This is a genomic window from Ferroacidibacillus organovorans (genome assembly GCF_001516615.1).
Lineage (GTDB): Bacteria > Bacillota > Bacilli > Alicyclobacillales > SLC66 > Ferroacidibacillus > Ferroacidibacillus ferrooxidans_B.
Window position 1 is genome coordinate 23,829 of sequence record NZ_LPVJ01000051.1, and the last position, 12,728, is coordinate 36,556.

The 12,728-nt window shown below is 53.9% G+C and carries 10 protein-coding genes; all 10 read left to right on the top strand.

Annotated elements, in window-relative coordinates; genetic code table 11:
• Positions 1 to 278 precede the first annotated feature (278 nt).
• Positions 279 to 965, top strand: coding sequence for a cell division ATP-binding protein FtsE (gene ftsE / locus ATW55_RS10860; protein ID WP_067717215.1), 687 nt, complete (start codon positions 279 to 281; stop codon positions 963 to 965).
• On the top strand, positions 955 to 1,833 hold the full coding sequence (gene ftsX / locus ATW55_RS10865) for a permease-like cell division protein FtsX (protein ID WP_067717218.1): 879 nt from the start codon (positions 955 to 957) through the stop codon (positions 1,831 to 1,833). Before ftsE ends, ftsX begins: the two co-directional genes overlap by 11 nt.
• A gap of 146 nt (positions 1,834 to 1,979) precedes the next feature.
• Complete coding sequence (locus ATW55_RS10870) at positions 1,980 to 3,377, top strand: S41 family peptidase (protein ID WP_067717221.1); 1,398 nt, start codon at positions 1,980 to 1,982, stop codon at positions 3,375 to 3,377.
• Between the two features lie 119 nt (positions 3,378 to 3,496).
• Positions 3,497 to 4,672: a PDZ domain-containing protein gene (locus ATW55_RS10875; protein WP_067717224.1), complete on the top strand. Its 1,176-nt coding sequence runs from the start codon at positions 3,497 to 3,499 to the stop codon at positions 4,670 to 4,672.
• A 159-nt stretch (positions 4,673 to 4,831) separates the two neighbouring features.
• Positions 4,832 to 5,641: a flagellar motor protein gene (locus ATW55_RS10880; protein WP_067717227.1), complete on the top strand. Its 810-nt coding sequence runs from the start codon at positions 4,832 to 4,834 to the stop codon at positions 5,639 to 5,641.
• Positions 5,634 to 6,581, top strand: a complete 948-nt coding sequence (locus ATW55_RS10885; protein WP_067717230.1) for a flagellar motor protein MotB — start codon at positions 5,634 to 5,636, stop codon at positions 6,579 to 6,581. Before ATW55_RS10880 ends, ATW55_RS10885 begins: the two co-directional genes overlap by 8 nt.
• A 144-nt stretch (positions 6,582 to 6,725) precedes the next feature.
• Positions 6,726 to 8,702, top strand: a complete 1,977-nt coding sequence (gene uvrB, locus ATW55_RS10890) for an excinuclease ABC subunit UvrB (RefSeq protein ID WP_067717378.1) — start codon at positions 6,726 to 6,728, stop codon at positions 8,700 to 8,702.
• Positions 8,703 to 8,773: 71 nt separating this feature from the next.
• Positions 8,774 to 11,638 (top strand): excinuclease ABC subunit UvrA, encoded by a 2,865-nt coding sequence (gene uvrA, locus ATW55_RS10895; protein WP_067717381.1) that lies wholly within the window; start codon positions 8,774 to 8,776, stop codon positions 11,636 to 11,638.
• Positions 11,639 to 11,684: 46 nt separating this feature from the next.
• Entirely contained in the window at positions 11,685 to 12,047 is a 363-nt protein-coding gene (locus ATW55_RS10900; RefSeq protein WP_235587096.1) for a tRNA-binding protein, read from the top strand.
• The gene (locus ATW55_RS10905) at positions 12,028 to 12,726 is read left to right on the top strand and encodes a carboxyltransferase domain-containing protein (protein WP_067717233.1); all 699 of its coding nucleotides are present in this window, start codon (positions 12,028 to 12,030) and stop codon (positions 12,724 to 12,726) included. Before ATW55_RS10900 ends, ATW55_RS10905 begins: the two co-directional genes overlap by 20 nt.
• Positions 12,727 to 12,728: the final 2 nt, after the last annotated feature.

Consider the following 12,728-nt stretch of genomic DNA (forward strand, 5'->3'; position numbering starts at 1 on the left):
GCCTCTTTTCGCTTCTGGATTTTATAGGATATCTCACAGATCTAGGATAGAGCACGCGTGACAGCGAGGTGAGTTCATAAAGGACCATTCGCGCTAGCTGGTATGGATGGGGTGAACCTAGTAGGGATGGGCTAAACGTGCGTTTATATACAAGAATATCAGAAATGAAGAATCTACCACAGGGTTTTTGGCAAGCGATGTCGAATGTAGAATGTCGAATCGCGCTGTCGAATGAGTCGCGAAGCAGCGCCTGTCGAATTATTCATTGGAGGATTTTCATGATCGAGATGCAGGACGTCTGGAAAGAGTACGGGAACGGTGTCGCCGCGCTCTCTGGCATTTCCGTGCGGATCGCGCAAGGGGAATTTTGCTACGTGGTCGGCCCAAGCGGCGCTGGCAAATCGACCTTTATCAAACTCATGTACCGTGAAGAGAGGCCGACGAAAGGTCAAATTTTTGTCGGCGGATTCAATATCGAGCGATTGCGTGAAAGACAAATCCCCATGATGCGCAGGCATATCGGGGTGGTGTTTCAGGATTATAAACTGTTACAACCCTTGACGGTATACGAGAATGTATCGTTCGCGCTTGAAGTTATTGAAGCTTCGCGAAAGACGATTCAAAAGCGGGTCTCTGAAGTCTTGGAGCTTGTTGGCCTCAGCGAAAAAGCGAACATGCTGCCCCGTGAACTCTCAGGTGGCGAGCAACAGCGTGTCGGGATCGCGCGCGCACTCGTCAACAAACCGAGTGTGATTATCGCAGATGAGCCTACAGGCAATCTCGACCCGGACAACTCGTGGACAATTATGAAACTGTTTCAACGCGTCAACGATCGCGGAACAACGATCGTCATGGCGACACACAACCGCGAACTTGTCAATTCTGTTCGCAAGCGCGTTATCGCGATTGAACAAGGTCGCATTGTGCGCGATCAGGAACGTGGGGAATACGGCTATGAAGATTAGGACGATTGGACGACATGTACGGGAAGGAACGCGCAATCTGTTTCGCAATGGCTGGATGACGTTTGCGTCGATCAGTGCGGTTGCCGTCACGTTATTCATTTTGGGTGGATCCATCCTGCTCAGTCTGAATGTGCAAAACATCTCCCTCAATATCGAGAGTCAGTTGCAGATTAACGCATATGTAAGCAATACGGTTCCGGTCAAGGCGCTTCCCGCGCTTGAAAAGCGGCTCTCGCATTTGAGGGGAGTTCGCTCTGTGCGTTTTGTGTCAAAGGTGCAAGCGCTAAAGCAAATGAAGAAGCTTTTAAAGAGCAATGCGGATATTATGGCAGGGCTTGGAAACCCACTGCCAAACGCCTATATCCTAAACGCTTTGAATCCTCAGGAGACGGCGGCAGTTGCCAAAGAGGTGCAGAATACGCCGGGAATTGAGAGTGTCCAATATGGCCAGAGTTTCCTCCCGAAACTTTTGACGATCATGAACGTCGCGCGGGATGCGGCTGTCATTTTGATCGGAGGCTTGCTTGTGCTCGGAATGTTTCTCATATCCAATACGATTCGCATCACCATCTTCACGAGGCGACGCGAGATCGAGATCATGAAACTGGTCGGCGCGACAAACGGGTTTATTCGCGGTCCGTTTTTTGTTGAGGGAACACTGATGGGTCTTGTCGGCGCGGCCATTCCAAGCGTTGCACTGTACGAGCTTTATCGCTGGATTTCGCAGACCGTTCAATTGTTTCCGCCGTTTACGCTCGTTCCGTATTCGCTTGTGGTTACGCATGTCGTATGGGTGCTTGTCGCATGCGGTTTGTTCATGGGGATATGGGGCAGCCTCTTTTCGATGCGCCGCTTTCTTCGCGTCTAAATTGTAGCGTCGATACCTCCCGTGGCAGTTTGTCGTGTGTGTAAAAGGCGTCGAATGAGTTCTCAAGGTTGAACCTGTCCGCATAAAGTGATGGTGTCCCATTGATGGGACGCGGTTTGCTGCGTGAAAAGGACAGGTGATGTGATGTGAAAATCGCCCGCGTTTCAAAATTTCTGGGTACCATTGCACTGACGGCGGCGGCAACGGTTCTCACGCTTCGCACCGTGGGCGCAGACTTTTCTCCGCTCGCGAGCCAACCCGCCTACAGGCAGTTTATGTCTACGTATCGTCTCTTGACGACGTCGTATTATCGCCAGGTCGATCCGAATGAACTGATTCACGGCATGATCTCCGGAATGATGGATACGTTGCACGACCCCTTCTCCCAATATATGAATCCAGCGATGACGGCGCGTTTTCGCGAGATGGTCAGTTCGCATTTCCAAGGGATTGGCGCAGTGCTCTCCTATGAGTCAGGGCAAATCGTCATAAGTTCCGTCCTTCCTGGTTCACCTGCCGATCGCGCAGGTGTGCGGTCAGGCGATATTCTGACGCAAGTGAATGGCAGCAATACGGATGGAATGTCACTTTTGCAGGTGGTCGAGCGCATTCGCGGAAAGGTTGGCAGCTACGCAACCTTGACTTTGCGGCGCGGTTCTTCAACACTGCACATTCGCGTTCAACGGGCGAATCTTCATCAGTCGACCGTATATGCGAAGATGTTCCCGAATCGCATTGGATATCTATTGATCACACAATTTAGCGAAGACACGGCGAACGCGTTTGCGCGTGATTTGAACATTCTAAAACAAGAGGGCGCGCGCGGTCTGATTATTGATGTGCGGGATGATCCGGGAGGGCTTTTGTCAAGTGTCGGGCAGATCGCAAACGATCTGTTAGCGCGTGGGAAGACGATTGTTGAAGTGGAGAACCGCAATCATCAGATTCAAGCACTCCACGCGACTGGTAATGGAATCAAGCTGCCGATGGTGTGCTTGATCAACGGCAACAGCGCCAGCGCGGCGGAGATTCTGGCGGCGGCGCTACATGATTCTGGTGGAGTTCCCTTAATCGGTGAGCGCACCTACGGCAAGGGGACGGTGCAAGAAACGCAAGAATTCGCAGACGGATCGAGCTTGAAACTGACGGTTGCCAAATGGCTGACCCCAAAGGGGACATGGATTCACCACGTGGGAATCGCGCCGTCCATGAATGTTGCGACGCCTGCCTTCTATCATCTGCCGCCGCTTCCCGTGACACTTCGGCGACCGTATGCACTTGATCAGTCGAGTGTCAGCATCGCGGTCCTCCAGCGGATGTTACTCGCGCTCGGATACAATCCTGGGCGAACGGATGGCTATTACAGTTTGCAGACGGAGCAGGCGGTCACGGCGTTTCAAAAGATGCACGGCGTGAAGGCTACAGGGACGGTCAGTGGCGCTACCGCATACGCATTGAATGTCGCGCTGCTCAGGTTGCGCGTGCGGGATGATCCGGCATTGCAGACGGCCCTTGGGTATCTTGATCAGAAACTCGGAGGATGAGCAGGAAGCGGTGCGCTTTGTGTCGAATTATAGCAACCGAGGATGGCTCGGTTGCTTTTTTATGGCCAAGTTCCATTGCTGTTTGATCGATGATCTGTGCGAGAGAGGTGATTCCGTTCATGGTTCTTCACGGCCTTCTCGCGCTCTTACACTTTCCGTGGTTTTACCTCGTTACGCTTTTGCTTGCTGGGATTCAACATCTTCGACAGCGTCATTTGGAGCGCGCAACACTTGGGATCAAGGTGACTCGCGATGTTTTGCACGCGTTTCGCAGTATCGGCATTGGCCTGCTTGCAGGGATCGCGATCAGTGCGGCGTTTGACTATGCACACGTGCCGTTCAGTTGGCAGGACGGCGTCAGCGTCTGGGTGCTCGGGACGCTCTTCTCGCTGATTGATATGCGGTTGGCGTGCGTTTCTTATAGTGGTTCGCTGGTTGCGCTCGCGGGTCTTGTCAGCGCCTGGTGGGTACCTGGAAACGCGCCGCAGGTGGCGGTCTGGCTTCGCGCGCTGCATCCTTTTTCCCTTTTGGTGCTGATTGCTGCGGCCAATGCGGTCGAGGGGGTTGCCACATTTTTGCAGATGGGTATCGCTTCTCCGTTTTTGATGAAAAGTCGCCGTGGACAAATCGTGGGCGCCTTTTTGTTGCAGGGATTCTGGCCGTTGCCGATTTTTGCGCTTGGAAGTGTTCCGTTTAGTGTTCTGCCGAATCGCACGGGGATCGCGCTCGGTTCGCCGCCGCAACGCGTTTTCTTTTTAGGTGGCGTGTCGATCAGCCTATACACAATCCTTCTGGCGATAGCCTTGTTTTTTTTGCGCCACTCAACGCCTGGATTGACCATTGTCGCGCTGTTGGCGCTTCTGTCACACGCATGGCTTGAAAGATTCCAGGTCATGCGGGAAGAGGCGCAGTCCCCGCTCTATGTTCGTCCAAAGTCTGGTGTGCGAATTCTCGCCACACTCTCTGGGACGCCTGCCAAGCGCATTGGTCTGACGCCTGGAGAGACGATTGCGCGTGTTGGTGGCATGCCGGTGAATAGCCCGTATGACCTGCATTTTGCGATCGACCAGAATCCAGCGTATGTAAAGCTTGAGGTCATCGACTCGCGCGGGGAAATGAGGTGGATTGGAACGCCAATTTTTGAACGCGATCCCCACCATCTCGGCTGCGTGTTTGTGCCTGACGAGCGTGGAGTAACCGAGACGAATGTGCTTAGTGTTGGAAAGCAGGGCCGATTCTTTAAACTCTGGCGAAGTGTCGATGCAGGAGAACGAACGGTTGAAACCCCCGCCTGATTGCAGTATTTTTCCCCGTGATCTGCCAGTGTTCGCGGGGGATTGTCCAAAGATTTGCCATACCATCGCATAGCGTGGACATTTATTTAGAACCTGGATATGTGGTTTCTCATACGTGGATCATTCGCGTGAATTTAATCGCGATAAGGGAGTTAGAGGATGGATCTTACAACCATAGGCGGCATCATACTCGGGTTTGCTTCGCTGATTGTCGCGTTTGTCATGGAAGGCGGTTCTCCGCTCGCATTATTGGGTCTCTCTGCCGCTATTATCGTATTTGGCGGAACGGCGGGCGCTGTCATCATCTCATTTTCCGCAAAACAATTGAAGATGGTGGGGTCGCTTTTCAGCGTTGCGTTCAAACAACAGAAACTTGACAACTTGGCAGCGATTGAGCAGCTTGTGGCGCTGGCGACGTCTGCCAGGCGCGAGGGCATTCTTTCGCTTGAGGACAAGTTGGAAGGGATGCAGGATTTGTTCTTTAAGAATGCGGTTCAACTCGTGGTCGATGGCGTCGACCCAGAACTTGTACGCAGCATTCTTGAGACAGAGATCGGCTACATGGAGACGCGGCATGAAGCGGGTGTCGCCGTTTTTGAGGCGGCGGGCGGTTTCGCGCCGACCATGGGGATTATCGGAACGGTGACTGGGCTCATTCATGTTTTGAGCAATCTGACGAGTGTCAGCACACTAGGCCCACTCATTGCGACGGCGTTTATTGCAACGCTTTATGGGGTTGGAAGCGCAAATCTCCTTTGGTTGCCGCTCGCTTCAAAGCTCAAGCAGCGATCAAAGGAAGAGATCTTGTTGCGCGAGATCATGGTAGAGGGTGTGCTGTCGATCCAGGCTGGGGAGAATCCGACTGTATTGGATCAAAAGCTGAAGGTTTTCCTCGCGCCGCGCATGCGTGAACGCAATCAAGACAGGAAAGGGGCAGCGGCCACCGAGTCGGAGGTAGCGAATGCGTAAAAGAAAAAAGGCAGTCGTTAAAGAGAACTCTGAACGCTGGTTGATTACTTACTCTGACTTGATTACACTCTTGCTCATCTTTTTTGTCATTATGTACGCCATGTCAAAGGTTGATGTGGCGAAGTTTATGACGCTCTCCGAATCGCTGAATGCGGCGCTCAACCCAAGCAATCAAATTCCCCTTCAAGGACTGGGGAAGACGGCGCTTCTTGCGGCAGAAAATCCGACGCAGGGGCATAGTCAGGGTTTCAGTCTGAAAGCGGGAAGCAAAGCGCAAATGTTGCAACTTCAAAATGTCCTCAGGGAAGACGTGAAGTTTTCGAAGCTCTACCAGGAGTTGCAACAGTTTGTCTCAAAGCGCGGGCTAGAAAACAGCCTATCCATTTCCAATCAACAGCGGGGGATTCAAATCACGCTGAAGGATGTCGTCCTTTTTGCGACGGGTCAGGACCAGATTCGCCCACAAGCGGTTCACATTTTGCAACAGCTCGTTCCATTTCTGCAGACCCTGTCCAACCAGATACAGATCGAAGGGTACACAGACAATGTTCCGATTCACACTGCGCAATTTCCATCCAATTGGGAGTTGTCAACAGGCCGCGCACTCAATGTCGTTGAAGATTTGATACAGTTTGGGATCAATCCGACGCGCCTGAGCGCTGTCGGCTACGGTCAGTACCATCCGGTTGCGACGAATCTCACCTCTGTGGGGAGACAACAGAACCGTCGCGTCAACATTGTCATTTTGCGCAGCACCTATTCCCTGCAACAAGGGGAGTCATCATTTGGTGCAGGGCCTGACGCGCTCGCTGCGATTGCACCGTCGATCGGTGTAAATCGCCATACGCTGCTTTCACAAAACACGACGCCTAGCAACCCGCAAATCCCAGTCGCGCTGCAGTCGAAATCGCTGAAAAATGGTGTGCCACAGCACCCTTGAGACCGGGCTTTGTGAAGTATGTTGTGAAGGTGGCGCGATTGGACGCAAAATTGCGCGGCAATCTCTGTCTGTTCCCATTTCCATCGAACGTATGATCGTATATAATGCGTAGAGATGATGGGTGATGACGGGAGGCTGTTTGCGATGGCACTGCCAGGATCGTTTGAATTGGTGTCTGAATATGAGCCGACGGGGGATCAACCGAAGGCGATTGAACAATTGGCGTCGGGCATTCAAAAAGGCGATCGCTTTCAGACACTGCTTGGCGTCACAGGCTCGGGCAAGACGTTTACCATTGCCAATGTCGTCGCAAAGATCAACAAGCCGACCCTTGTGATTGCGCACAACAAGACGCTTGCTGCGCAGCTCACGTCCGAGTTTAAAGAGTTTTTTCCAAAAAATGCGGTTGAGTACTTTGTCAGCTACTACGATTATTATCAACCGGAAGCGTATATTCCGCACACCGATACGTTTATTGAAAAAGATGCGAAAACGAATGATGAGATCGACAAACTCAGACACTCTGCGACAAGTTCGCTTTTTGAGCGCAATGATGTCCTTGTCGTCGCGAGCGTCTCCAGCATCTTCGGTCTGGGATCGCCGTTTCGCTATAAAGAAAATGTTCTTTCGTTGCGCGTGGGCATGGAGAAACCGCGCAACGAGATGTTGCGCAGGCTTGTTGATATGCAGTATGAACGCAATGATGTGAACTTTGTGCGCGGCACGTTTCGCGTTCGCGGCGATGTCGTAGAGATCGTTCCGGCATCGCGCGGAGAGCAGGCGCTTCGCGTCGAATTTTTTGGCGAAGAGATTGAACGCATCACGGAGGTTGACATCTTGACCGGTGAGATTATCGGCAGGCGAGAGCATGTCGCCATTTTTCCGGCTTCTCACTATGTCTCGGGGAAAGAGACGATTGAGCGAGCGGCGGCCTCGATTCGCGCGGAACTCGAAGAGCGGCTCTCCGATTTGCGGTCTGCCGGTCGATTGCTTGAGGCGCAGCGACTTGAGCAGCGTACAAACTACGATCTCGAGATGATGCAAGAGGTTGGCTTTTGTTCTGGCATTGAAAACTATTCGCGCCATTTAGACGGTCGCTCGGCCGGAGATCCTCCCTATACGCTGTTTGATTATTTTCCGGACGACTTTCTTCTTGTGATTGACGAGTCGCACGTGACCATTCCACAACTACACGGCATGTATGGCGGGGATCGCTCGCGGAAGTTAACGCTGATTGAACACGGATTCCGTCTGCCTTCTGCAGCCGACAATCGTCCACTTCGGTTTGAGGAACTCTCCATGTACAAATACCAGACAATTTTTGTCTCGGCAACGCCCGGAGATTACGAGTTGAAGGTGAGCTCGCAAAAAGTCGAGCAGATTATCCGTCCCACCGGGTTGCTCGACCCGCTGATCACGGTTCGGCCGATCAAGGGGCAGATTGATGACCTGATCGGGGAGATTCGCAAGCGGATCGCGCGTCAGGAGCGTGTTCTCGTGACGACGCTTACGAAAAAGATGTCCGAGGACCTTACCGATTATTTGAAAGAAGTGGGGATCAAGGTCCGCTACTTGCACAGCGATATCAAGACGCTTGAACGCATGGCGATTCTGAGAGATTTGCGGATCGGTGTGTTTGACGTACTGATCGGGATCAACCTCTTGCGCGAAGGGCTCGATCTGCCAGAGGTTTCACTCGTCGCCATTCTTGATGCCGATAAAGAAGGTTTTCTGCGCGCCTGGCGGTCGCTGATCCAGACGATCGGGCGCGCCGCGCGCAACGCGGCGGGCGAGGTGATCATGTATGCGGATGTTCAGACGGAATCGATGAAGCAGGCAATTTCAGAGACGGAGCGCCGGCGGAAAATTCAGGCGGCCTACAATGAAGCGCATGGCATCACGCCGCGGACGATTCACAAGGCGGTGCGCGATGTGATTGAGGCGACAAAACTCGTGTCAGAAGGGGAGGAACTTTCCACGAAGGTCGCCAAGATGACAAAGGCGGAGCGCCGCGAGTTGATCGGCCGCCTGGAAAAAGAGATGAAAGAGGCAGCCAAAGCGTTGCAGTTTGAACGGGCGGCTGAATTGCGCGATATGGTAATTGAATTGTCAGCGTCTTGACAGACGCGCGAGAATGCGCGGCGCGGGAGATCGCGCTTGCGATTAATGACAAGACTTGTCTGGAGGCCCGAATGGCACACGAATCGATTGTGATCAAAGGCGCGCGCGCGCACAACTTGAAGAACATAGATGTGGTCATTCCGCGCGATAAGCTGGTGATTCTCACCGGACTCAGCGGCTCAGGAAAATCGTCCCTTGCGTTTGACACGCTGTACGCGGAGGGGCAGAGAAGATATGTCGAGTCTCTCTCGGCGTATGCTCGTCAATTTTTGGGACAGATGGACAAGCCGGATGTGGACTCCATAGAGGGCCTTTCTCCAGCGATCAGCATCGATCAAAAAACGACGAGCCGCAACCCTCGCTCAACTGTTGGCACTGTGACGGAGATCTACGATTATCTTCGGCTGCTCTTCGCGCGCATCGGAGTTCCACACTGTCCGAAGTGCGGAACTCCGATTTCGTCGCAAACGATCGATCAGATGGTCGATCGCGTTCTCTCACTTCCGGAGCGCGCGCGGATTCAAATCCTCGCACCTGTCGTCACGGGAAAAAAGGGTGAGCACCAAAAGGTCTTTGAGGACCTGGCGCGAAGTGGCTATGTGCGGGTGCGCGTCGACGGCGAACTGCGCGAGTTGGGTGAAGAGATCAGGCTTGAAAAGAACAAAAAACACACGATCGCTGTCGTGATTGACCGAATTATTGTAAAAGATGACGTGCGTCCGCGCATTGCAGAGTCTTTGGAAAGTGCACTCACGCTGTCGGGTGGGACGGTGATTGTCGATGTGCTGGAGCAGGAGGAGCTTTTGTTCAGCCAGAACCTCGCCTGCCCGAACTGTGGATACAGTGTCGAAGAGTTAGCTCCCCGCATGTTCTCGTTCAACAGTCCTTTTGGCGCTTGCGAGGCGTGCACGGGGCTTGGCGCAAAGCAAGAGGTCGATTTGGATTTGGTCATTCCCGATCCGAATAAAACGATTGATGAAGGCGGTATCGTGCCGTGGGCGGGAACGACCTCAACCTACTACCCACGACTGCTTGAGAGCGCCTGCAGGCACCTTGGCATCGCGACAGATGTGCCGATCAAGGATGTGGATCAGGCTGCGCTTGACCAGCTTCTTTATGGCATTCCGGGCCAAAAGATCAAGTTTGTCTATGAAAATGATTTTGGTCAGGTCAAACAGGCGGAAGTTCCCTTTGAGGGCGTGGTGCACAACCTCGAACGACGCTATCGCGAGACGGCGTCTGACTTCATTCGCGAGTTTGTCGAAGAGTTCATGAGCAGTCGGCCATGCCCGGCCTGTCGGGGAAAACGCCTGAAACCGGAGAGCCTCGCCGTGCGCATCGCGGGCGCGTCGATCGCGGATGTCACAGAGCGTTCGATTGTCGAGGCGATCGCATTTTTTGAGGGACTTGTCCTTACGGAAAAAGAGCGGCAGATTGCGCACCTGATCCTCAAGGAAATCAGCGCTCGACTCGGGTTTTTGCGGGATGTGGGACTCAACTATCTGACGTTAGCGCGCGCGGCGGGCACGCTGTCAGGCGGGGAGGCGCAGCGCATCCGGCTCGCGACGCAGATCGGTTCAAGCCTTGTCGGCGTACTGTACATTCTGGATGAACCGAGCATTGGACTTCACCAGCGCGACAACGCGCGACTGATCCGCACGCTTACGCAGATGCGCGATCTTGGCAACACGCTGATCGTCGTGGAGCATGACGAGGATACGATGTTTGCGGCCGATCAAATTATTGATATCGGACCTGGCGCGGGTGAACACGGAGGCCATGTCGTGGCGCAGGGAACGGTGCAGGAAGTGATGGAACACCCCCACTCTATCACGGGGATGTATCTCAGCGGTCGCCGCTCGATTCCTATTCCTCCTGTTCGCCGCCAGTCGGATGGCCGAGCGATTGAGATTCGCGGCGCAAAAGAAAACAATCTAAAAAACCTCACGGTGCGCTTTCCGCTCGGTGTATTCACCTGTGTGACGGGCGTTTCGGGATCCGGTAAAAGCACGCTGGTCAATGAGATTTTGCACAAAGCGCTTGCGGGAAAGCTCAATCGCGCGCGGATACGCGCTGGACGACACGATGAGATTCGCGGGCTTGAGCACCTTGACAAAGTAGTTGACATCGACCAGTCGCCGATCGGGCGCACGCCGCGATCAAATCCGGCAACGTACACTGGGGTGTTTGACGACATCCGCGATGTGTTTGCGACGACGCAGGAGGCGAAAATCCGCGGGTATAAAAAGGGGCGCTTCAGTTTTAACGTGCGCGGCGGTCGGTGTGAGGCGTGCCGAGGAGACGGCATAATTAAAATAGAGATGCATTTTCTGCCGGATGTGTATGTTCCGTGTGAAGTTTGCAAAGGACGTCGCTATAACCGCGAAACGCTTGAGGTTCACTATAAAGGGCGGTCAATTGCGGACGTGCTGGACATGACAGTGGAAGAGGCGCTTGTGTATTTCGAGAACGTTCCCAAGATTGCGCGCAAGCTGCAGACGCTCTCTGATGTGGGACTCAATTACATGCGCCTGGGCCAGCCTGCGACAACCATGTCAGGCGGGGAGGCGCAACGCGTAAAGCTTGCGTCAGAACTTCATCGCCGCAGCACGGGGCGCACAATGTACATTCTGGATGAGCCAACGACAGGACTTCACGCGGCAGACATTGAGCGACTGCTCATCGTGCTTCAGCGGTTGGTCGATGCAGGGGATACGGTGGTTGTGATCGAACATAATCTGGATGTGATCAAAACGGCTGACCATCTGATCGATTTAGGACCCGAAGGAGGCGATCAGGGCGGGCGGCTTGTCGCGAGCGGCACGCCTGAGAAGATCGCACAGACGCCAGAGTCTTATACGGGGCAGTATCTCGCGCCTGTGCTTGAGCGGGACCGCGCCCGCGCGAGATTTCGGGAAACAGTCGCGCTAGGATGAATGAGAAAAGACGCATGCAGTCCATCGCAGAAAAGGGGCTTTGCAATTGGCAGCGGATGATGCCTTGGAGCGAAAAGAGGGGACGACCTACGATTCATTCTCCGCGCTTGATGTGCGGGTGGGAAAGATTCTTACGGCTAATCTTCATCCAAAAGCGAAAAAACCCGCCTATCAGCTGACAATCGACTTTGGCGCGCTTGGTGTCAAAAAGAGCTCGGCGCAACTCACGGTCCAATATCAACCAGAAGATCTGATCGGGCGTCTGGTCGTTGCCGTCGTGAATTTTCCACCGCGCGTGATTGGTGGATTCACTTCGGAAGTGCTGGTACTTGGCGCCGTGCATGAAGATGGGGCGGTTACTCTGCTCACGCCAGAGCGAGCGGTGCCGCTTGGCGCGCCGATTGCCTGAGATGCGCGTCACGTGGTTTGGCGACGAGGCGGTGCTCGTTGAGGGAGTCCCTCACGATTTGCGCCATGCATTGGTGGTTGCAAAGCGTCCAGGCTGGTTGCGGGAGATCGTGTGCGTGGGGAGTGAGGCGATGCTTTATCTACAGGTGTCGCCTCGCATCCGTGAAGACCTCTTTTGCCGGGAGACGCTTTATGCAATGATCTGCGCGTGGCTAAACGATACAAAACAAGGTAAAACAGTGACAGCAATGCGTTCAGCAAAGACGCATGTGTGCACTGTGCGCTATGGCGGTGCCGATACGGATCTGGATGAGGTTGCGCAGCGTGTCGGGCTTTCCGCCCCAGACGTGATTGCGCTTCATGTCAAACCGACGTACATCGTGGATGCCGCGGGTTTTGTTCCGGGATTTGCTTATTTAAAAGGCCTTTTGCAAACGCTTCATCTGCCTCGCAAGGCCGTTCCGCGCGCGCAGGTGTTTTCTGGCGCGGTGGCGATTGCTGCCGGATACACGGGAATCTACCTTCAGCCAGCGCGGGGGGGTGGTGGATTGTGGGAATGCTTGTCGATCCTGCGCCCTCTTCACTGTGGCAGTGGAACGCTGAATCTCCCGCGCTTTTGGAATTTGGCGACCGCGTGGTGTTTCGCTCAGCCGACGCGTAGCAAAGTGGGGAGGCTTTGAAC